Raw genomic sequence first — 21315 nt, 5'->3', positions numbered from 1 at the left:
GGGCTTCAAAAGGCCTCGGGATCAGAAGGAGAGATCAACATGGCCGAAGCGCTCTTGCAAGCGATCATCAGCGGACTTGCTGTGGGCGGTGCCTATGCATTGGTGGCGTTGGGATTCAGCATCACGTTCACCACCACCAAGACCCTCAACTTCTCGCACGGCGAGTTTGTGTCGGCGGGTGCCTTCATCGGAATGAGTGCGCTCTTCCTGATGATTGGCGTACCCGTGACCTCGACCACATTTGGTGAAACAGTGCCTGGTGCGAGCGCTCAACTGCTGGCTCTCGCTGCTGCCCTGGGTGTCATGGGTCTACTCGGCTGGCTGCTCTATGTAATTGGTGTGAGACCCTTTGCTGGTCGCCCCGGCATGGCGTGGGTCATGAGCACACTGGGCTTCGGGGTCATCCTGCAAAGCATCGGGCTGGCGATCTGGGGCCCAAAGCCTGTGGTCGTCCCGGGACCCTTCGGCGATTCGGTAATTCGTATGTTGGGGGTTGGCGTTCGACCGCAGGAGATCCTCATGCTCGTTGTGGCCGTTGTCATCATGATCGGCTTCGACTGGGTGATGAACCGCACGATGGTGGGCAAGGCCATGCGCGCAGTGGCAAGCAATGGGAACGTTGCCAGCTTGATGGGCATCAACACTAATGCCGTCATGATCTGGGCCTTTGTGGTCAGTTCGGCGTTGGCAGGGATTTCAGGATTCCTTCTGGCGCCCATTGCTCAGGCCTCGCTCTTCATGGGCTTGGCGGTCGGTCTCAAAGGGTTTTCGAGTGCCATGATTGGCGGATTGAGCAATCCGCGAGGCTGCGTCATCGGCGGATTCGCTTTAGGCGTGTTCGAATCGCTCGTCAACCTCTGGCAAGCCCAGTGGCGCGAGGTGGCGGTGTTTGCCCTCGTCATTCTGGTGCTTGCTTTCCGCCCGACCGGCCTGTTTGGCAAGAGGATGGTGGAAAAGGTATGAAGCACGCTCGACATCCCCTGGCCGTCTTGCTGGTTGTGGCTGCGCTGTTCGGCGTCACCTCTATGCTCGGCAACGACTACTACCTGCGCATCGTCTTCATGATGTGTGTGTACTATCTCTGCGCTGCAGGCATGAACGTGCTGGTGGGCTATGCCGGGCAAAAGTCACTGGGCCAGGCGGGCCTTTTCGCGGCGGGCGCCTATGCCGTTGCGTTGCTGACAACCCGTGCCGACATGAATCCCTGGCTGGCTCTCGCTGCGGCAGCGGTCGTCTCCGGCGTCTGCGGCGTATTGATAGCCTTGCCATCGCTTCGCGTCAGTGGGCCCTACCTGGCCATGGTGACGTTGGCCTTCGGCATCGTGGTGGAAAAGCTCGTAGGGGAATGGACCGAGGTCTTCGGCGGTGCGCAAGGCATCTATGGCATCAAGCCTCTGACATGGAATGACCAGCCATTGACCTCGGTGCAGTGGGTGTGGTTGGGCATCGTCCTCTGTGCGGTCACCCACCTCTTGCTGCGCAACCTGCTGAAGGGCCGATTCGGGCGTGCACTGTTGTCATTGCAGGCCGATGAGATCGCGTCGTCTTCGGTGGGTGTTCGCGTGTATCGAGCCAAGGTGATTGCGTTCGTGGTGGCTGCGGTCACCTGCGGCGTTGCGGGTGCACTGGTAGCTCAGCAGAACCAGTACATCAACTCCGACTTCATCACCTTCCACCTGTCGATCTTCATCTTACTGCTCGTGCTTTTTGGCGGAGCCGGCTCAACGTATGGGCCATTGGTCGGCGCAATTGTCCTCACCCTGGTCGACGCGATGTTGGCGCGCTGGCCATCGGCTCAGCATTTTCTGTATGGCTTCTTGCTACTCTTTGCGCTTTACGTGATGCCGGGAGGCGTGACGGGACTGTTCGGAAAATGGTTCCGACGGCCAAGCAAGGCGCCCGAATCTGCTGGTACAACGAGCACGCCAACGCGCATCGGACCCGACGGCACCGGTGAACTGCTCGAGGTGACGGGCGTGACCAAAAACTTCGGTGGCGTGAAACCGGCGCAGGACGTGTCGTTCAAGTTGAAGCGGGGACACATCCACGCGTTGATCGGACCGAATGGTGCGGGCAAGACAACCATGATCAATATGCTCACAGGTCTGATTGATCCCACTGAAGGCTCCATCCGATTCCTGGGGCAGGAGGTGTCGGGCCGGCCGGTGCACACGATTTGCTGCCTTGGCATGGGGCGCACCTTTCAGAACCTGCGCCTGTTTGCCGATCTCTCGGTGTTGGACAACGTCATGCTGGGCCGTCACAGCCGGATGACGAACGGCTTCCTCGCCTCACTCGCAGCGCTGCCCAGTGCACAGAAACAAGAGGCCGCAACCCGTGCGAGAGCGCTGCAACTGCTCGAACTGGTCGGCATCCTGCACCTGGCGCACAACGAGGCTGGTAGCTTGCCCTACGGTCTGCAGCGACGCGTTGAACTGGCGCGTGCACTCGCGACCGAACCGCAACTGCTTTTGCTTGACGAACCGGCGGCGGGCCTCAATCCACAGGAGACCGCCGAGCTAGGGCAGTTGCTGGTCCGTATCGGGAAATGCGGCGTCACCATCCTCATGGTGGAGCACCACATGGACCTCGTGATGTCCGTCTCCGATCACGTGATCGTTCTGGATTACGGGATCAAGATCGCGGAAGGCAAGCCCGCTGAGGTGCAAGGCAACCCCCGTGTTGTCGAGGCCTACCTGGGTGTCGATGAGCCCGAAGTGGCTTTGGCAGAAGGGGGGAGAAGAACATGTTGAAACTTGAATCAGTCAAGGTGGCCTACGGGGCCATCGAGGCGGTCAAAGGCGTGAGCCTTGAAGTCCGGCAGGGCGAAGTCGTCACGATCATCGGCGCGAACGGCGCTGGCAAGAGCACTCTGCTCAAAAGCATTTGTGGCCTGGAGCCGCTGGCCGGTGGCCGGATACTCATTGACGGCAACGACGTTGCGAACGTGCGGGCGCATCAGCGTGTTGGTTTGGGTGTGGCCATGTCGCCCGAGGGTCGGGGCGTGTTCGCTGATCAGACGGTTCGCGAGAACCTGATGCTCGGTGGCTATTCACGCAAGAAGGATGCGGGTGCAATGGAGGCGGCCATCGAGCGCGAATTCAATCGCTTCCCCCGCTTGCGTGAGCGCCAAGATCAGCTGTCCGGGACGCTCTCAGGCGGAGAGCAACAGATGCTGGCGATCGCGCGTGCCCTGATGAGTGAACCGCGCCTGCTGTTGCTGGATGAGCCCTCTCTGGGACTGGCACCTTTGATCATCAAGGACATCTTCAACGCCATTCGCCAGTTGCGTGCATCCGGCTTGACGATCCTGCTGGTCGAGCAGATGGCCAAGCAGGCGCTCGGCGTCGCCGACCGCGCCTATGTGCTGGAAACAGGCTTCATCACGCTCGAAGGCTCGGGCCGCGAGCTTCTCAACGATCCGAAGGTCAAGGCGGCCTACCTGGGCACGCATTGACCGTTTTACCCACCCCTTTCAAAGAGCCAACCATGAACTCCACCAAGAAATTCGCCAGCCAGGCCGACCTTGAGGAAAAGAAGGTCACCTTCAGCCAGATATCCGAGCATGCCTGGGCCTACACGGCCGAGGGCGATCCGAACACCGGCATCATCATTGGCGACGACGCGGTGCTGGTCGCTGACACCCAGGCCACTCCCGCCATGGCCGCCGATGTGGTGCGACGCATTCGCGAAGTGACGGACAAGCCCATCAAGTATGTGGTCCTCACGCACTACCACGCGGTTCGCGTCCTAGGTGCTGAGGCCTACAAACCCGACCACATTCTCGCCAGCCAGGACACGTACGACCTGATCGTCGAACGTGGTGAACAGGACAAGGCGAGCGAAATCGGACGCTTCCCGCGGTTGTTCCAGAACGTCGAGACAGTGCCGCCGGGACTCACTTGGCCCACCATGACCTTCACGGGGAAGATGACCGTGTGGTTGGGCAAGCTCGAGGTGCAGTTGCTGCAACTGGGCCGTGGACATACCAAGGGCGACACCGTGGTGTGGCTCCCACAGGAACGAGCGCTGCTCAGCGGCGATCTGGTCGAGTTCGATGCGACGCCTTATGCAGGCGACGCGTACTTCAAGGACTGGCCACAGACGCTCGACAACCTGGCGGCTCTCAATCCCGAGGTGCTCGTTCCAGGTCGTGGCGCTGCACTGACAACCCCCGATGAAGTCGCCAGGGGTCTTGCCGGCACGCGTGAGTTCATCGCCGATGTGTACGCCAACGTGCAAAAAGGTGTCGCCGCAGGCAAGGACCTCAATGCTGTCTACAAGGACACGTTTGCTGCCATGAAGCCAAAGTACGGCCACTGGGTGATCTTCGACCACTGCATGCCGTTCGACGTGACGCGCTGCTACGACGAGGCAACCAAGTACACAGACCCGCGCATCTGGACGGCAGAACGCGATGTTGAGATGTGGAAGACGCTAGAAGGCTGACGCGACGAGGGTTGACTTGGCCCGCGAGTCGGCCGGTGTTTCAGGAAGAGTACTTCATGACGAAGCAAGCAATAGCCGACCGCCGCTACCAGAGTGGTTTTGGCAACGAGTACGCCACCGAGGCTGTCGCTGGCGCATTGCCGCAGGGTCGGAACAGCCCGCAACTTGCGCCCCTCGACCTCTATCCAGAGCTGATCTCTGGCACCGCATTCACGGCGCCGCGCCATGAAAACCGGCGCTCCTGGATGTACCGGCGCCAGCCCTCCGTGTTGGTCGAGCGGTACCAGGCTTTTGCACAGTCGGTCTGGACAACGGGTGCAACGCGGGACATCGCGCTTGCACCCGAACCTTTGCGCTGGTCGCCGTTACCCGTTGAAAACTCCAACGCGGACTTCATCGAAGGCATGCACACCCTGGCGGCCAACGGCGACGCCGAAGCGCAGACCGGGCTTGCTGCGCACGTGTATCGGCGGTCTCTCGGCTTTTGATGCGAAACGACTTGACGATCGCATTTGCCGTTTCGGCGGCTGGTGTCCTTGTTCTAGGTATGGCTTTTGCGCACGCATTGAGACAGCGCGTCCCCTGGTGCGGGGGTCTTTGAACCATGAGCGCCACAGCCCATCCGATCACATCGGTTCAGTCCATCCTGATCATCGCCATGGCGGTCTGGGGGGTGAACGTTTCGGCCGTCAAAGTCTTGACGGGCGCGCTCGATCCTCTTGTCGTTGCTGCTGTGCGGATGGTGGTTGCGTGTGTCGCACTCACGTTGATCGTGATCTGGAAGCGCTACGGCCTGGCCGGGTTCACATGGAGAAGAACGCTTGGCCTCGTGGTGTGTGCCGTGCTCATGGTGTACTCCAACCAGGTTCTGTTTGTCGAAGGTCTGGTGCGCTCTACTGCAACCAATGGTGCCTTGATCATGGCGCTGAGTCCCTTGTTCTCGGCGCTTCTGGCCACCATTGCATTTGGTGAACCGCTGACGCGCCCACGCATTTGTGGAGTCCTCTTGGGCTTTGGTGGCGTGGCAGCTGTCGTGCTGAGCCACCCCGGTGCCGGCTTGTCTCGCGCGGGGGTGGGCGACCTGATGCTGGTGGCGTCCGTGCTGAGCTTTGCAACGGGTGGCGCGCTCGTACAACGCCTGGCTCGTCATCTCCATACGGTCACGATCAGTTGGGTGATCTACGTCATCGGAACGTCCTTGCTCGTTGTTCACGCTTCCCTGTCGTCCTTTGGACAGGTCGCTGCAACGGCGGTTCCCGATGCGAGGCAATGGGCCCTCATTCTCTTCTCAGGTGTTTTTGCCACCGCCGTCTCCAACCTGGTCTGGAATCACGCCATCAGTCGGATTGGCGTCGCAAGAACTTCGGTCTTTCTGTACCTGGTGCCTGTCTTCGGGATTTTCTTCGCCGCGGTCGTGTTGGATGAACGACTCACGGCATGGCATCTCGGTGGATTTTTGGCCGTGATGGCGGGTACCTACCTGGGTACGAAGCCTCCTTCTGCAACAACGGCGCCCGCGCCTTGAACCTTGGCTCTCATGACACAAACCACCCCCCTGCTATTTCAGTCTCTGAAGCTGCGCGAACTCGAGCTGGGCAACCGGATCGTGATTTCCCCCATGTGCCAGCACGCGGCTGACCGCGGGCATGCAACGCCCTGGCACATGGTTCACCTTGGAAAATTTGCGCTGGGTGGCGCAGGTCTGATTCTGACCGAGAGCACCGCGGTGGATCCACGCGGTCGGATTGGCACGGCCGATCTGGGCCTCTGGAAGGACAGCCAGGTCGAACCGCTGAAAGCGGTGGTTGACTTCGTTCATGCGAACAACAGTGCGATCGGTGTTCAGCTGGCGCACGCAGGGCGCAAGTCCGGCAGCCAACCGCTGTGGGATGGCGGTGCGGCGCTCAGCCCTGACAGCATGGCGGGCGACGAAGAGCCCTGGGAGCGGCTGGGTCCCAGCGCCATTCCCGCGGGGCCGGGGTGGTCGGCCCCAGACGTGTTGGACGAGAGCGGCATCGCGGCCGTGGTGAAGAGTTTCGTGGATGCGACGGTGCGAGCAGAACGCGCTGGTTTCGATGTGGTCGAGTTGCATTTTGGGCATGGCTATCTGGTGGCCAGCTTCCTGTCCCCCAGCTCGAACCAGCGCCAGGACGATTGGGGTGGAAGCCTTTGGAAGCGCATGAAACTGGCGCTCGACGTTGCTCGTGCAGTTCGGATAGCGTGGCCCACGCCCAAGCCGCTGTTCTGTCGCTTGTCTGCCGTGGATGGCACGGTGGACGGCTGGTCGCTGGACGACTCGGTCGTGTTGGCGAAAGAGCTCAAAGCCTGCGGCGTCGATGTCATCGACTGCTCCTCGGGAGGGCTGACCGAAGAGACCCGCGCATTGCCTGTTCCGCGCGGCCTGGGTTTTCAGGTTCCGTTCTCCGAGAGGATTCGCCATGAAGCGCAGGTGATGACGCAGGCCGTGGGAATGATCGTGGATGCCCATCAGGCGCAGGCGATTCTCGAAGAAGGCAAAGCCGATCTGGTTGCACTCGGACGGGAGGCGCTGCTCGACCCCTATTGGTCGCACCACGCCGCCATCGCCCTGGGCGCTGACCCAGGTTTCGAGCGATGGCCCATCCGCCATGGTGTCTGGCTCGCCAAGCGAGCCCCCGCACTGCGTCAGTTTCTCGAAGCGGCGAAAGATACATCGCACGCTATTTCAACCCTTCAGAAAAAAACATGAAAGTCCGTCTTGGATTGCTCAACAAGTTGAGCTCGCTCGACACCCCTCAATTCCAGAACTACTGGCTTCAGAACCACGGCCCGCTGGTCAGGTCCGGATTGTCGAACCTGCGTGAGTATTGGCAGAACCATGTGGTCGACCGACAGCAGCGGGGCATCGACTTTGCGCGAGGACCTTGGAACTTTGACGGGTTCTCCCAACTGTGGTTTGACGATTCCGCATCGGCCCACCATGCGTTCAACGATGGCAGTTTTGCCGCGGCCTTGATCGCCGACGAGGCGAAGTTCATTGACCAGCTCCTCATCGTCACGGCTGAACAGCAGGTGGTCATTCCCCTGCCGGAGGATCCCCAAAGAGCCCGGCTACTCAAGCGAATTTCCACATTGCGCCGTCCGGACGGCATGTCCGAGGCGGACTTCCGCCACGAATGGTGCGTGCATGGCGAGTTCGTGAAGAAGATGCCGGGGGTCAGCGCGTATCGGCAGAACGTCATCATCGAACGAGAGCGGGTCAAAGGGACGCCGTGCGACTACAAGGAGCTGCCCATGGACGGCATCGTGGAGCTGTGGTTCGAATCCGAAGAGACGCTCGAAACGGCGTTTTCTTCCGAGGCCGGGCAACGCACGATGGCGCACGCGAAAACGTTTCTCTCGGAGATCACCGCCTTTCTGGTGAAGGAGCACCGGATTGTCTGAACATGCTTCGCTTCAGATGACCGAGCCCAGGTCGTGAAGGAGAAGCCATGAAACGCATGACGCTGCTGGCCCGGAAAGAGGGCATGTCAAACAGCGATTTCCGGAGCTACTGGGCGGGCCCCCACGGAAAGCTGGCGCTTGAATTGGAAGGCGTTGCGCAATACATCCAGAACCGAGTGGACAAGGTGTTGTGGTCATGCCGCAGCGTGCCCTCTTAAAAATTAACGCTCGCTCCGTTCACACAAAATTCTGGACACCCTCGAGCCGGTGGAACGTCATCTGTCTGCTTCTTTTGATATTGCTGAAACAGAGGTGTAAATTTGCCTAATTTGTCCAATATCTTGAAACCTTGATCTATCAATAGCTGGCAGGTGCTTGCCCTAATCGAAGGGCACGGTGTAGATCAGGTCCACCGCGCTTTGCTGGCCGGCTTCGGCCCGTAGCGTGAAGCGCTGCGACAAATCGTAAAACAGGTACAGCGTGCCGAGTGCGCCTGACAGGCTGCGTTCGTAGGCCGCATAGAAGTTGCGCGAAAAGCGTTTGCCCAGGGTGACAGCGCCTTGCGCGGCGCTGCCGTCGGCGTTGCTTGATGCGCCGCGGAAAGACAGCTCGTCCAGCCCCAGCGAAGCGGCCAGTCCGCCGGACATGCCGCCGGCCTTGCTGCCCAGCAGCGCAATCGCCGCCTGCTGCAGCAGCGCGGCTTCGGCGCCGCCGCTGGCCGAGGCGCGGCCCACCACCAGCCAGGACAGTTTCTCGGCATCGGACAGCTCGGGCTGCGCGTACAGGCGCACGCGCGGCAGCAGGGCGGTGCCGGTGATCTGCACACCCACGCGCTGCGTGAGGTTGGGGCGTATCGCCAGGATGTCCAGCGTCGGGTTGTCGATGGCGCCGGTAAAACGCAGTTGTCCCTGTTCGACATCCAGGCGCTGGCCGTAGGCGCGGTATTGCCCGCCCACGGTGCGCACCGTGCCGTTCAGGCGCGCGCTGCCCAGGGATTCACCGCTGAGCGCGAGCGTGCCTTGCACGCGGGTGTCCAGTCCCTTGCCGCGGATGCGGAAGTCCTGGCCCAGGTCGATCTGCACCGCCAGGTTCAGGCTGCGGCCGTCCTGGCCGGCGGGTGCGGCTGCCGGCGCATGGGCCTCGGCCGGCGCTTTTTTGCCGGCGGCCGCGCCGCTGCTGCTGCGCACCACCACGTCGTCGCCGAGCTGCGGCGTGCTTTCGTCGGGCAGCAGGATGCGCGCCTGATCGATCAGCAGCCGGCCGGTGAGCGACGCGGCCCGGCCGACCAGGCTGGCCTGGATGTCGCCCGACACGGTGAGCTCTCTGTCGGTGCGCAGGCTGGCGCGCAGGCGTTCCAGCTTGGCGTCCAGCCGCACCTCGGGCTTGCCATTGATCCAGCCGGCTTCGCCCTGCGCGCGCAGCAGCCCGCCCGTGCCTTGGCCGCCGGCGCCTTGCAGGGTGAACTCGCTGATACGCATGCGGGTGCCGTCCAGGGTGGCGCGCAGCGTGCCCTTGCCGAACTCGATGCCGTCCACCACCGAGCGCAGCGCCAGATCGTCGGCCTGCAGCGTGCCGGCCAGTTGCGGCGCGGCGCGGTTGCCGCTGAGGGCGACATTCGCCGCCAGCGAGCCGCGCAGCCGCCAGCCGGGCGGCGCCAGCACCGACCACACACCGATGCGCGGCAGCTGCGCGCGCAGGCGGCCGTTCAGGGGTGCGTCTGCCGGCCAGGCCCAGCCTGTGCTGCTTCTAGCCAGCCGCGTGGTGAGCTGGCCGTCGGCGCTGCCGGCGCGCTCGCTGTCCCAGCGCAGGCCCAGGGTCAGCGCGTCGCCCTGGCTGTCGAGTGTCAGGCGCGCTTCCTTCACACCAGCGGCGACCCGTGTGGCGCTGCCTTGCGCAGTTTCGGCCTGCACCGTGAGGTCACCGCGGCTGCGGGTCAGGCTGGCCTGCAGGCGCAGGGTGTTGCCCAGTGCGGCGTCCCACTGGCCGTCAAACACCAGGTCACCGGCCAGGCCCGCGCCCGCCAGCTGCGGGCCGGCGACAAGCTCCAGCCAGGCCAGCGGCAGGCCGGTGAGGGTGCCGGCGGTCAGCAACTCGCCGGCGCGCCAGCGCACAGGCTGCCAGGCCAGTGTGGCTTGTGAAGCGGGGCCGGCCGCAGCCGCGCGTGCGGGTGCGGTCAGCAGGGCCTGGCCGGCGCCGGCTTCCAGCGCGCCGCCGGCCAATGTTGGCGTCCACTTCAGCGGCACCGCTTTCTGCGTGGCCAGGCGCCAGGCACCGGCGCCCAGGGCCGGGTCTTCGACCGACACCTGCAGTTGCTGCACCAGGGCCTGCCACGGCGCCGTGGTCCACGCGGCGAGGCTGGCCGGGGCGGGGTCGCTGCGGCCACCGCTGGCGGCCAGTTGCAGGGCGTAGCGGCGCTGCTGTTGTTCCAGCCGGCCCTGGAGCTTGAGCTCGGCCTGGCTCAGGCGGCCGGACAGCGTGGCCTGGATCGCGCGGAACTGCAGCACACCGGCAGGGGCCGCGGGGCTTGCGGGCGTGGTGGTTTTGTTGGCGGATATGTTGGCAGGGGCGGCGCTGTTGCGCCAGTCCAGCGCGGGCAGGCTCAGGCTGGCCTGCAGCGCCGGGTCGCGCCAGCCGCCTTGCCAGCTGAGCTGGAGTTCGGCGCTGCCGCTGGCTGACGCCTGTTGCAAGGCGACCGGCGCGCCGGGCAGGCGCTGCAGCCAGCGCAGGGCCTGGGCCGCATCGCGGCCGCGCAGGCTGAGCTTGCCGGCGCCGCGTGTGGCCTGCAGTTCACCCTGTACCTGGGCGGCCAGGCCGGGCGCGGTCAGGTCCAGCCGGCCCTTGCCGCTGCGGGCGGCGGGTTGCACTTCCAGCGTGCCGGCCAGTTCGGCGTCGTCGGTGCGCAGCTGCAGTGTCGACAGCGTCAGTGTGTCACCCGCCCAGCGGCCGGTGGCGCTCGCGTCGCGCAGGCGCAAGGCGGCCAGCGCGCCGTTGGTGGTACGGGTGGAACGGGCGGGAGGGGCGGCGGTTTTTCCGCTGGCGGCCAGGCCGGCATCAAAAACGATGGCGCCTGCTTGCCCCTTGACGTCGGCGCGCCCGTCCACCGGCAGCGCCGCCAGCTGGGTGTGCAGCGCGGCGGGGTTGATGTTTTTTAGCGTGGCCTGCACCTGCCAGTCCTGCGCGCCAGCCGCCGCGGGCGTCGTGGGCGTTGTGGACGGGACGGTGGCCGGGGTCGCCTCCGACCACTGGCCGCTGGCCGTGATCTCGCCGCCGCCGAGCCGGGCCTGCAGGCTGCGCACCATGGCCACGCCGCCGCGCCACTCGCCTTCGGCCTGCAGCTTGTCCAGCGGCAGGCGCTGCTGGTCCCAGGGGCCGGGCAGGCTGTTCTTGACGTCGGTCTGCAGCTGCCAGGCGTCGCTGCGGCGGCTGTCGGGCCGCACGCTGAGGCTGCCGCTGAGCCCGGTCTGCGGTGCGCCCGGCCAGAGGCTGGCCAGGTCCAGCGCGACAAAGGTGGCATCGGCCTGCGGCAGGGGCTGCGCGGCCCAGGGCGTGATGCGCGCTGTGGCGCTGGCTTGCGGCGTGTCGCCGGGGCGGGCCGGTGCGCTGAGTTGCTTGAGTTCGCCGCTGGCCTGCAGTTCGGCCAGGGGGCCTTTGGCCGTGGCCTGAAACGCCAGGGGCAGGCGGGCCGCGCTGCCCGGCACGGCGGCTTCGAGCACGCCCGACATCGCGGCGTCCAGCGTCAGCGCGCCGGTGGCGAGCAGGGTGGCGCGGCCGGTGTAACGCCCGTCGGCGAAGTCTGCATTCGCCAGTTCGACCTGGTGGTGCACGCCGTCAAAGGCATAACGCGCGCGGATGGCTTTGGCCTCCAGCGCGGGCGGGCCCAGCCACAGCAGCCGGTCTATCGCCAGTTCCTCCAGGGTGATGCGAAAGGGCAGCGCCACCGATGCCGGCGGACCGGCGGCGGCTTCCGCCGGCGGGCGCTGGTCATCCACCGTCAGGCTGGCTGCGGCCAGGCGCTCGAGCCGGAGCGTTCCCGAGAGCAGTGACAGCGGTTGCCAGCGCAACTGGACATCGCTGGCGACGAGTTGCAGGCGCTCCTGCTGCCAGCGCAGTGTCTGCACCTGGCCGCCGGCGCGCAGCGAGCCGCTCACGCCTTCGGCGCTGAGCGGCTGCGAGACGGCGGCCCAGCGCAATGCGTAGGCCAGAGAGCCTTCGGTGCCCGACCACCACCAGAGCCAGGCCAGGGCGGACAGCAGCACCGCCAGCAAGGCAGCACCGGTGGCGGCCAGCGCGGTGCGCCAGCGGCGTGGCGGCTTGCGGCTGGAAGCCGTGGGTGCGGAGGCGGTAGTGGGGGCGGTGTCGGCCATGGCCATCAGAAAACAAAACCCACACTCATGTGCAGCCGCAGTTTTTTGGGTGCCAGGCCATAGGCCAGGTCAATCTGCAGCGGCCCGATCGGGCTGCGCCAGCGCACGCCCGTGCCGACACCGACCTTGGCATGAAGGTCCTTGGGCCGTTCGGCCACTGAGCCGGCGTCGACAAACAAGGTGTGTTCCCATTCGGTGGGCAGGCCGTTGCGCCGTATCGGCCGTTGCCATTCCACGCTGCCGACCGCCAGGTAGCGGCCCGGTCCGGTCACGCCGCTGGCGCGCTCGACGCCGATGTCGCGGTAGCCATAACCACGCACAGTGTTGTCGCCGCCGGTGCGAAACAGTTGTGTGGCGGGGATGCGCGCCGAGTCGGCGGCCACCACGGCGCCGGCTTCGGCACGCAGGGCGAGCCGGCCATTCGTCAGCGATTTCACGCCCAGCCAGCGCCCGGTGGTGCGCAGGAAAGGCTTGCGTTCATTGCCCAGCGTGACGCCGCCACCGAGTTCAAAACCCAGGCCGTAACCCTTGCTGGGAAACGGCAGGCTGTCGAAATAACGGCCGGTCCAGACGTAGTTGGCGCTCAGGGCCGAGCCGTCGCCGACGTCGCTGGCGGTCAGGGCGGCCGCTCGCCTGGTCTGCACGTTCGCGCGGTCGTACTGCAGGTAGATGTTGCGGTCTATGCGGTCGCCGGCCTGCGAGCGGCCGAAACGCAGGCGTTGCGCGCGGGTGACCAGCTCGTCATCGTCCAGGCGTTCGACCCGGCCGAGCGCGCCCCAGCGCCAGCCACCGTCATCGGGTATGGCGGTCCATTCGGTCTGCGCAAACGGTGACTTGCGCTCCAGCTGCAGCTTGGTGACCGCACGCCAGCCGATGCCCGGCACGCGGTGGTGCGTGTGTTCCACCGACGCGCGCGGCCCGCTGTCGGTGGTGATGCCCACGCCCAGCACGACCTTTTGCAGCAATGCCTCGCGCACCTGCACCTGCACGGGCGCGGCCGCCGGGTCGCTGTCGGGGTCCACAAAAATGGCGGCCGAGTCGAAATAACCGCTGGCGGCCAGGCGCTGCTGAGCTTCGACCAGCCGGTTCTGGTCATACACCGAGCCGGGCGGCAGGCGTGCCAGCCGCGGCACCAGCAGCGGGTCGTAGCGCTGGATGCCGCTGACCTGCATGGGCCCCAGCCGGTACAGCGGTCCGGAATCAAGCCTCAGCGACAGGTTTGCGCTTTGGGTGGCGGGGTCGATGTCGGCCAGGCTGTCGGCCAGCCGGCCGGCCGGGTAACGCCTGGCCACCAGGCCGCGCAAGGCCTGGGTTTTGGCGCTGTCCCAGTTGTCCTGGGTGAAGCGCTGGCCGACGGGCAGGCGCCAGTCGCTGCGGATTTCTTCGCGCTGCGCCACTGCGTCGGCATCGGGCGACGCGGCGATGTCACCCGCGAAAGCTATGGCCACGTCCTGGATGCGGGTCAGTTCGCCGGGTGTGACGGCAATCACGATGCGGGGGTGCTGCGCGGCCGCCCCTTCCTGGGTGATGCGGACCACGGGGCTGAAGTAACCCAGCGTGCCCACCAGGTTGCGCACATTGCGTTCGGCCAGCACGATCAGGCGGGCCAGCTCGGCATCGTCGAGGTCGGTCACCGCGCGGTAGCGCTGCAGTTCCAGGTGGCGCTCCAGTAACTCGCGCACGCCGTCGGGCGCGCGCACCTCGATGTCGAAGGCGGTGACTTCGGTCTGCGCCTGCGTCGGCCCGACCGAGCCTGCCGGCGTGGGCGGCGGCGCCACGCTGGCGGGTGGGGCGGCGGGGGCGGGTGCGGTTTGCGTCACGCCCGAGGCGGGCGAGGTGTTGACTTCCATCGGTGGTGCCGATGGCACGGGCGCAGCCGGCTGCGCTGCGGCGGCCGTGGCCAGGACAAGGAAAAGGGAGGCGAAGGGTGCGGCGATCAAGGACCGGACAGGCGCCCAATGCGTGCGGCAGAGACAGGAGTGAGGCACATTTCCAGTTTACTTGGAGAGCAGCCGCATGGCTTCTTCAAGCCCCTTGATGGTCAGGGGGTACATGCGCTGGTTCACCAGCTGCTGCATCACGCTGATGCTCTGGCGGTACTGCCAGACGCCTTGCGGCTCGGGGTTGATCCAGACGAATTTCGGGAAGGCGTTGGTCAGCCGCTGCATCCACTCGGCGCCGGCTTCCTCGTTGTTGTATTCGACGCTGCCGCCCGGTTGTAATATTTCGTAAGGGCTCATGGTCGCGTCGCCCACAAAGATCAGCTTGTAGTCCTTGTTGTACTTGCGGATGATGTCCCAGGTCGCAAACTTCTCGCTGAAGCGGCGCCGGTTGTTCTTCCACATGAAGTCATAGACGCAGTTGTGGAAGTAGTAAAACTCGATGTGCTTGAACTCGGTCTTGGTGGCCGAGAACAGCTCTTCGACGCGGCTGATGTGTTCGTCCATGGTGCCGCCCACGTCCATCAACAGCAGCACCTTCACGTTGTTGTGGCGCTCCGGCACCATCTTGATGTCCAGCCAGCCGGCGTTGGCCGCGGTGGAGCGGATGGTGTCGTCCAGGTCCAGTTCCTCGACATGGCCTTCACGCGCAAACTTGCGCAGGCGGCGCAGCGCCACCTTGATGTTGCGCGTGCCCAGCTCCTGGGTGTCGTCGTAGTCCTTGTAGGCGCGCTGGTCCCAGACTTTCACCGCGCTTTTGTTGCGGCTTTTCTCCTGGCCGATGCGTATGCCCTGCGGGTTGAAGCCGTTGGCGCCGAAGGGCGAGGTGCCGCCCGTGCCTATCCACTTGCTGCCGCCTTCATGGCGCTCTTTCTGCTCTTCGAAACGCTTTTTCAGCGTTTCCATGAGCTCGTCCCAGCCCATCTTCTCGATCTTGGCTTTCTCTTCGGGGCTGAGCTCGAGCTCCAGGTTCTTGCGCAGCCACTCCAGCGGAATGTCCTTGGTGAAGTCGGCAATCATCTCCACACCCTTGAAGTAGGCCGCGAAGGCGCGATCGAACTTGTCGTAGTGTTTTTCGTCCTTCACCAGCACCGTGCGGCTCAGGTAGTAGAAGTCGTCGATTTTCCAGGCGCCTTCGCCTGTGCGGCCGTCCTCGCCCTCGCCGGTCTCGCCGTCCTCCCCCTTGCCGCTGTTGGGCCCGACCACGCCGGCCTGCAGCGCCTCGAGCAGCATCAGGTATTCCTTGACCGAGACCGGCAATTTGGCCGAACGCAGGGTGTAGAAGAAGTCAATCAACATGGCTAATTTCCTGGCCAGCGCTCAGGGCTCTGACGAAAATGCAAACAGGAAAGAATGGAAATTTTCTCCCCGACAATTCGGTAGTGCAAGCCGTACGGAAATTTGCGGAGTTTGGCACTGCGATAAGGTGCATTGGCCAAGGGGTAGCGCTCGGGGTTTCGAGCCAAGGCTTCTTCTACCGCCGCAACGCTGCGCAAAAACTCTTCACCCAGCCCCGACTGTCTGGCCTCGTACCAATGGAAGGCCGCAAGCAAGTCATCTCTGGCGCTGGCTTCAAATACGACGGCAAATTTCACAAACGGACACCCAGGGACAAGGCAATGTCTTGCAGCGAAGTCCCCGAACCAGGGTGCGCATCTGCCCACGCGGCGCGGCGGTCCAGTTCCGCCTTCAAGGCATCACTCATGGGAGGCATGAGTTCTTTATCAATGCTGTCCCACAAGTCTTCCACGAGTTGCAGTTTTTCGTGGACACCTAGGACCTCAATTTCTTTCAAAAGGGTGTTCATGGATAACTCCTGTGGACTTTCAATGACGCTCCATGATTATGAAACCATTCGATCCGAAGCGGGGCGGATGGTTCTCCGCTTCGCGGGGCGCTGTATCAGGTTCTCGGCTTGTCGAGCAGGTACCGCAACTGAGCTTTGACCTCCGGCCACTCCCCCGAGCGCAGGCTGTACATCACCGTGTCGCGGATGGTGCCGTCGCGCCTCAGGGCGTGGCCGCGGATCACGCCGTCTTTTTTGGCGCCCAGGCGTTCGATGGCGCGCTGCGAGGCGAAGTTGAAATTGTCGGTGCGCCAGCCGACGACGTTGCAGTCCAGCGTTTCGAACGCATGCGTGAGCATCAGCAGCTTGCAGGTGGTGTTGACGTGTGTGCGCTGGCTGCGCGCGGCGTACCAGGTGTAGCCAATCTCCACGCGTTTCACGGCCGGCAGTATGTCGTGGTAACTGCTGCTGCCCAGCACGGTGCCGCTGGCGGCATCGCGCACGGCAAAGGCAAAGCGGTGGCCGGCGTCGCGGCCCTTGAGCGCGTCTTCAATATAGCTTGTCGTCTGGTCCGGCTCCGGGACCGAGGTGACACGCAGCTTCCAGAGTTCACCGTCGGCGGCCGCGGCGCGCAGGCCGGCTTCGTGGTCGAGTGCCAACGGCACCAACTCGACGCCGCGCCCCGAAAGAATGACGGGTTGCACAAAACTCATGTATCTTTGCCCTGTTTTTTGGCCTGCGCACGGCGCCAGCGCCGCGCGATCTGCAGCCCCAGACCACCACCCAGGCCCACCAGCACGATGCCGCCTACGGCGCTGTTGCCGTAACCGGCGGCAAATATGTCGAGGCCGAACAACCGGCCCAGCCAGAAGCCGAGCAGCGCGCCGCCGACAAAACCGACGGCGTCGGACAGGCCTTCGACCAGGAGATTGCGGTTGTTGCTTGCCATGGCCGGGTCTAGCGGTTGTGGCGTTGCATGAACACCAGTTTTTCAAACAAGGTGACGTCCTGCTCGTTCTTGAGCAGCGCGCCGACCAGCGGCGGCACGGCCACCTTGTCTTCCCTGCTTTGCAGCGCCTCCAGCGGAATGTCTTCGGCCACCAGCAGCTTGAGCCAGTCCAGCAGTTCGCTGGTGGAAGGCTTTTTCTTCAGGCCGGGCAGGTTGCGCACGTCGTAGAAGGTCTTCATGGCCGCGGCCAGCAGTTCTTTCTTGAGGCCGGGGAAGTGCACATCGACGATCAGTTTCATCGTGTCGGCATCGGGGAACTTGATGTAATGGAAGAAGCAGCGGCGCAAAAAGGCGTCGGGCAGTTCTTTTTCGTTGTTCGAGGTGATGAAGACCAGCGGCCGGTGTTTGGCCTTGATCAGCTCGCGGGTCTCGTAGCAGTAGAACTCCATGCGGTCGATCTCGCGCAGCAGGTCGTTCGGGAACTCGATGTCGGCCTTGTCGATTTCGTCGATCAGCAGCGCGACCGGCTCGTCGGCGGTAAAGGCCTGCCAGAGCACGCCCTTGATGATGTAGTTGTGGATGTCCTTGACCTTTTCGTCACCGAGCTGCGAGTCGCGCAGGCGCGACACCGCGTCATATTCATACAGGCCCTGCTGGGCCTTGGTGGTGGACTTGATGTGCCACTGCAACAGTGGCAGTTGCAAGGCTTCGGCCACTTCCTCGGCCAGCATGGTCTTGCCGGTGCCGGGCTCGCCCTTGACCAGCAGGGGCTTTTTCAGAGTGGCGGAGGCGTTGACGGCGAGCATCAGGTCCTGGGTGGCGACGTAGTTTCTGGAGCCTTGGAATTTCATGGTGGACAGGAGGTAGGGACAGGAAGATGGGGGAATCTGCGGTGATTAAGCCGGGGCAGGACCGGGCCGCGGCAGGCACAGATATAATCAGCGGTTGTTTTTTATAACAAATTCTCACCTGATTGTGCGCGCAAAATGACCAAGCTGTTCACCACCTTATTCGCCCTGGCTGTCTCATTTGTGACGGTTTCCGCCCATTCCCAGGACATCAAGGGTGATGTCAAGGCTGGCGAAACCAAAAATGCCATGTGTATCGGCTGCCATGGCATCAAGGGTTACCAGGCCAGCTTTCCCGAGGTCTACAAAGTCCCCATGATTTCAGGCCAGAGCGGCAAGTACATTGACGCGGCCCTGCATGCCTATAAAAAAGGCGAGCGCAAACACCCCACGATGCGCGGCATCGCCGAGTCGCTGAGCGACCAGGACATTGCCGATCTGTCCGCGTATTACGCCCAGCATGGCGTGACCGAAGGCGCAGCCGCCGCAGCGCGCACCGCCAAAACGCCAAGCCCGGCCGTCGCTGCCCTGCTGGGCAAGGCCAATTGCGCGTCCTGCCACGGCGCCGACTTCAGCAAGCCGATCGATCCGTCCTATCCCAAGCTCGGCGGCCAGCATGCCGACTACCTGTTTGTGGCGCTCAAGGCCTACAAAGTGGAAAACAACAAAACCGTGGGTCGCGGCAACGCCATCATGGCCGGCATGGCCAAGCAGTACACCAACGCGGAGCTCAAGCAGCTGGCCAACTACATGGCCTCCATCGAGGGCGACCTGAAGGTGGTTCCTCAGAGCAAGTTCCGTTAAACCGCTTCGCTCCTGTAAAAAGCCGCTGAATCAGCGGCTTTTTTTGTGGACGAATATTCGGACGTGCAATCGTGGGGCTCTTTCTCTTTTCAAGCAGGGGCCGCGGGTCCGGCTTTGCCGGCCCGCAGGCGCAGCGGCCCCCTCGGGGCTGGTGGCTGCGGCTCCGAACCTGCTTGAGCAGGTTTGGACAGGCACCAGAAGCGAAGCGTCTGGCGAGCGGCGGCCTGCAAGGTGCGGGCGCTACGCGCAGTGAGCAACCGTGGGGGCTAATCTCTTGTCGCGTGGCGCTGCACGCAGGCGATGTAGGCGGCGCCGTCGGGTGGGCGGCCGGCGCGCTGGCTTTCCCAGACCATCTGGCCCAGGCAGTCCATGGCTTCATGGTGGGCGTCGTGCAGCGAATTGCGCCGGGCGGTCAGCAGCTCGACGGCCTGCCGGATGCCGCGCGGCTGGTCAATCGAACACTGCTCGCTGATCGACAGGTGCATGGACAGGTGAAGGAAGGGGTTGGTCTTGCCGCCTTCCACGTCGTACATCTTCTCCAGCGCCGCATCGGCATCGGCAAAGTCGGCGTGGTACTCGGGGTGCTCGTCGATCCACTGGCTTGCTATGGTTTCAATAGCTTCCAGCGCTTGCCCTGAGCGGGCTTTGGCGTAAACGGAACAGTAAAAACGACGGACGTCGGCTTGCGAAGGCGTGAACATGGGTCAAGCGTAGCATGGGGCCTGTGCTTGTTGCCCCCTGTGGTGTTTTCGGGACGCCGAAAAGGTCCGTCGGCAATGTCCTACGGCCCTGCGGGGCCTTATCGGCTAGATTACCCCCACGGCAGCGTGATCCCGGCAAGCGCGCGCCGGCATACCCATCATCCGGCGAGGAGAATTTAATGAATGCAGTCAGAATCACAGGCATTGTCCTGATCGTGCTCGGCCTGGCCGGCTTTTTCACCGGCGGTTTCAGCTTCACCAAGGACACCACCAAAGCCAACATCGGCCCGCTCGAGCTGGTCGTCAAGGAAAAAGAGTCGATCAATGTGCCCCAGTGGCTCAGCATCGGCGCGATTGTCCTGGGCGCTGTGGTGTTGGTCATGGGGTCCCGCAAGTCCTGATCGGCCCGTCGGGTCATGGCCCGATCAGGTGCGTTGAACGCTGAGCAGGCGTGAAATCGTTTGCGCAGCGGCCAGCAGGGCCGGCAGCATGCTGTCCTGCATGGCCCTGGCGCTGGTCCGGTTGGCCTGGCCACTGATGTTCAGGGCCGCCACCGTCTTGCCCTGCCGGTCGTGAATCGGCGCGGCCATGGACACCAGACCTTCTTCCAGCTCCTGGTTCACCAGGCACCAGCCCTGCTTGCGCGTCTGCGCAATTTTCTGGCGCAGGGCGTCCAGGTCCGTCACCGTGTGGCGGGTGAGCGGCGCCAGCTCCGAGGCTTTCAGGCAGGCGAGGGCTTCGCCCTCCGGCAAGCCGGCCAGCAACACGCGGCCCATGGACGTGCAGTAAGCCGGCAGGCGCGAACCGACCCCCAGCGTGATGCTCATGATCTTGTGCGTGGCCACCCGCATCACATACACAATGTCCGTGCCTTCCAGCACCGCGGCAGAACACGACTCCCCGACCTCCCCGGCCAGACCTTCCATCACCGGTTCGGCCAGGTTCCAGATCGGCATGGACGACAGGTAGGCAAAGCCGAGATCCAGGATACGCGGGGTCAGGGAGAAAAACTTGCCGTCGCTGACGACATACCCCAGCGTCTGCAGGGTCAGCAAGATGCGCCGCGCACCGGCGCGAGTCAATCCGCTGCGCGCCGCCACCTCGCTCAAGGTCTGGCGGGGTGACTGCGCACTGAAGGAGCGGATGACCTCCAGCCCGCGCGCGAAGGACTGGACATAACTGTCGCCCGGCGCGGGACCGGGCCGGCCATCAGGAGCCAGGGGCGATGCAGCAATTGCCATGGGTGCGGAAATCTCCTAAAATTCATTATACGAACATTTGTTCTGCATAAGAACAAAATTCGACCATGTGATTTGCCAACGGAGACAGCTTCATGATCAACAAGACAGCCCGGTCGGTGGCCGAGGCGCTGGCCGGCGTGCAGGACGGTGCGACCGTGCTGATTGGCGGTTTTGGCACGGCGGGCATCCCGAACGAACTGATCGACGGCCTCATTGCGCAGGGTGCGAAGGACCTGACCGTGGTCAACAACAACGCCGGCAATGCCGACACCGGGCTCGCGGCGCTGCTCAAGACCGGCCGCGTGCGCAAGATCATCTGCAGCTTTCCGCGCCAGACCGACAGCTACGTTTTTGACGAGTTGTACCGCGCCGGCAAGCTCGAGCTGGAACTGGTGCCCCAGGGCAACCTGGCCGAGCGGCTGCGCGCGGCGGGCGCCGGCATAGGCGCGTTTTTCTCCCCGACCGGCTACGGCACCGAACTGGCAAAACATGCCGATGGTTCGCCCAAGGAAACCCGTGAAATCAATGGCCGGCATTACGTGCTGGAAATGCCGATTTACGGCGACGTGGCGCTGATCAAGGCCGAGCGCGGCGACCGCTGGGGCAACCTGGTGTACCGCAAGGCGGCGCGCAACTTCGGCCCGGTCATGGCGACGGCGGCCAGACAAACGGTGGCGACCGTCCACGAGATCGTGGAGCTCGGCGCGCTGGATCCGGAGCACATTGTGACCCCCGGCATCTTTGTGCACCGCATCGTGAAAATTGACCGTGTAGCCACGCAGGCCGGCGGCTTCAAACAGGCGGCCTGAC

21 protein-coding genes and 1 pseudogene are annotated in these 21315 nt (G+C 64.0%); 12 read left to right on the top strand and 10 right to left on the bottom strand.

What is annotated here, in order from left to right:
- Positions 1-39: 39 nt before the first annotated feature.
- The 9 genes and pseudogenes from PSV40_RS12735 to PSV40_RS12695 all read left to right on the top strand — a co-directional run bounded on the left by PSV40_RS12735 (position 40) and on the right by PSV40_RS12695 (position 8090).
- Positions 40-963, top strand: a complete 924-nt coding sequence (locus PSV40_RS12735) for a branched-chain amino acid ABC transporter permease (RefSeq protein ID WP_300538056.1) — start codon at positions 40-42, stop codon at positions 961-963.
- The gene (locus PSV40_RS12730; protein ID WP_300538053.1) at positions 960-2753 is read left to right on the top strand and encodes a branched-chain amino acid ABC transporter ATP-binding protein/permease; all 1794 of its coding nucleotides are present in this window, start codon (positions 960-962) and stop codon (positions 2751-2753) included. The genes PSV40_RS12735 and PSV40_RS12730 overlap by 4 nt, the downstream gene beginning before the upstream one ends.
- Positions 2747-3457 (top strand): ABC transporter ATP-binding protein, encoded by a 711-nt coding sequence (locus PSV40_RS12725; RefSeq protein ID WP_300538051.1) that lies wholly within the window; start codon positions 2747-2749, stop codon positions 3455-3457. The genes PSV40_RS12730 and PSV40_RS12725 overlap by 7 nt, the downstream gene beginning before the upstream one ends.
- A 32-nt stretch (positions 3458-3489) precedes the next feature.
- A complete protein-coding gene (locus PSV40_RS12720) occupies positions 3490-4449 on the top strand; it encodes an MBL fold metallo-hydrolase (RefSeq protein ID WP_300538048.1) in 960 nt (319 codons plus the stop codon).
- Between the two features lie 56 nt (positions 4450-4505).
- Positions 4506-4916: pseudogene (locus PSV40_RS12715) on the top strand (homogentisate 1,2-dioxygenase); the annotation flags it as partial.
- A gap of 137 nt (positions 4917-5053) precedes the next feature.
- Positions 5054-5974, top strand: coding sequence for a DMT family transporter (locus PSV40_RS12710; RefSeq protein ID WP_300538045.1), 921 nt, complete (start codon positions 5054-5056; stop codon positions 5972-5974).
- A 12-nt stretch (positions 5975-5986) separates the two neighbouring features.
- A complete protein-coding gene (locus PSV40_RS12705) occupies positions 5987-7177 on the top strand; it encodes an NADH:flavin oxidoreductase/NADH oxidase (RefSeq protein ID WP_300538042.1) in 1191 nt (396 codons plus the stop codon).
- Positions 7174-7872, top strand: a complete 699-nt coding sequence (locus tag PSV40_RS12700; protein WP_300538039.1) for an EthD domain-containing protein — start codon at positions 7174-7176, stop codon at positions 7870-7872. The genes PSV40_RS12705 and PSV40_RS12700 overlap by 4 nt, the downstream gene beginning before the upstream one ends.
- A 47-nt stretch (positions 7873-7919) precedes the next feature.
- Positions 7920-8090 (top strand): EthD domain-containing protein, encoded by a 171-nt coding sequence (locus PSV40_RS12695; RefSeq protein ID WP_300538036.1) that lies wholly within the window; start codon positions 7920-7922, stop codon positions 8088-8090.
- A 162-nt stretch (positions 8091-8252) separates the two neighbouring features.
- Here the strand turns inward: PSV40_RS12695 and PSV40_RS12690 are convergent, their stop codons facing one another.
- The 8 genes from PSV40_RS12690 to PSV40_RS12655 all read right to left on the bottom strand — a co-directional run bounded on the left by PSV40_RS12690 (position 8253) and on the right by PSV40_RS12655 (position 17762).
- Positions 8253-12236, bottom strand: a complete 3984-nt coding sequence (locus PSV40_RS12690; protein WP_300538033.1) for a translocation/assembly module TamB domain-containing protein — start codon at positions 12234-12236, stop codon at positions 8253-8255.
- Between the two features lie 5 nt (positions 12237-12241).
- On the bottom strand, positions 12242-14086 hold the full coding sequence (locus PSV40_RS12685; RefSeq protein WP_300538031.1) for a BamA/TamA family outer membrane protein: 1845 nt from the start codon (positions 14084-14086) through the stop codon (positions 12242-12244).
- A 147-nt stretch (positions 14087-14233) separates the two neighbouring features.
- A complete protein-coding gene (locus PSV40_RS12680; RefSeq protein ID WP_300538028.1) occupies positions 14234-15475 on the bottom strand; it encodes a VWA domain-containing protein in 1242 nt (413 codons plus the stop codon).
- A gap of 2 nt (positions 15476-15477) precedes the next feature.
- Positions 15478-15771, bottom strand: a complete 294-nt coding sequence (locus PSV40_RS12675) for a type II toxin-antitoxin system RelE/ParE family toxin (RefSeq protein ID WP_300538025.1) — start codon at positions 15769-15771, stop codon at positions 15478-15480.
- On the bottom strand, positions 15768-15983 hold the full coding sequence (locus tag PSV40_RS12670) for an addiction module protein (protein WP_300538022.1): 216 nt from the start codon (positions 15981-15983) through the stop codon (positions 15768-15770). Before PSV40_RS12670 ends, PSV40_RS12675 begins: the two co-directional genes overlap by 4 nt.
- A gap of 95 nt (positions 15984-16078) precedes the next feature.
- Positions 16079-16675 carry a GNAT family N-acetyltransferase gene (locus tag PSV40_RS12665; RefSeq protein WP_300538020.1) on the bottom strand — a complete coding sequence of 199 codons (597 nt, stop codon included), beginning with the start codon at positions 16673-16675 and terminating at the stop codon, positions 16079-16081.
- Positions 16672-16911: a hypothetical protein gene (locus PSV40_RS12660; RefSeq protein ID WP_300538017.1), complete on the bottom strand. Its 240-nt coding sequence runs from the start codon at positions 16909-16911 to the stop codon at positions 16672-16674. Before PSV40_RS12660 ends, PSV40_RS12665 begins: the two co-directional genes overlap by 4 nt.
- A gap of 8 nt (positions 16912-16919) precedes the next feature.
- Complete coding sequence (locus PSV40_RS12655; RefSeq protein ID WP_300538014.1) at positions 16920-17762, bottom strand: MoxR family ATPase; 843 nt, start codon at positions 17760-17762, stop codon at positions 16920-16922.
- A gap of 135 nt (positions 17763-17897) precedes the next feature.
- On the opposite strand from PSV40_RS12655, the gene PSV40_RS12650 reads away from it, so the two are divergent.
- Positions 17898-18563: a c-type cytochrome gene (locus PSV40_RS12650; protein WP_300538012.1), complete on the top strand. Its 666-nt coding sequence runs from the start codon at positions 17898-17900 to the stop codon at positions 18561-18563.
- A gap of 266 nt (positions 18564-18829) precedes the next feature.
- Here the strand turns inward: PSV40_RS12650 and PSV40_RS12645 are convergent, their stop codons facing one another.
- A complete protein-coding gene (locus PSV40_RS12645) occupies positions 18830-19264 on the bottom strand; it encodes a DUF1841 family protein (protein ID WP_300538009.1) in 435 nt (144 codons plus the stop codon).
- Between the two features lie 179 nt (positions 19265-19443).
- Between PSV40_RS12645 and PSV40_RS12640 the strand changes: the two genes are divergently transcribed.
- Complete coding sequence (locus tag PSV40_RS12640; RefSeq protein ID WP_300514193.1) at positions 19444-19665, top strand: hypothetical protein; 222 nt, start codon at positions 19444-19446, stop codon at positions 19663-19665.
- Between the two features lie 24 nt (positions 19666-19689).
- Here PSV40_RS12640 and PSV40_RS12635 read toward each other — a convergent pair whose 3' ends face one another.
- Positions 19690-20505, bottom strand: coding sequence for an IclR family transcriptional regulator (locus PSV40_RS12635; protein ID WP_300538007.1), 816 nt, complete (start codon positions 20503-20505; stop codon positions 19690-19692).
- 92 nt (positions 20506-20597) lie between these two features.
- Between PSV40_RS12635 and PSV40_RS12630 the strand changes: the two genes are divergently transcribed.
- A complete protein-coding gene (locus PSV40_RS12630) occupies positions 20598-21314 on the top strand; it encodes a 3-oxoacid CoA-transferase subunit A (protein ID WP_300538004.1) in 717 nt (238 codons plus the stop codon).
- Position 21315 lies beyond the last annotated feature (1 nt).

The sequence above is a fragment of the Polaromonas sp. genome, assembly GCF_029945925.1.
GTDB lineage: Bacteria > Pseudomonadota > Gammaproteobacteria > Burkholderiales > Burkholderiaceae_C > Polaromonas.
The sequence above is the reverse complement of the archived record's forward strand: the minus strand, read 5'-3'. Positions and strand labels throughout refer to the sequence as shown.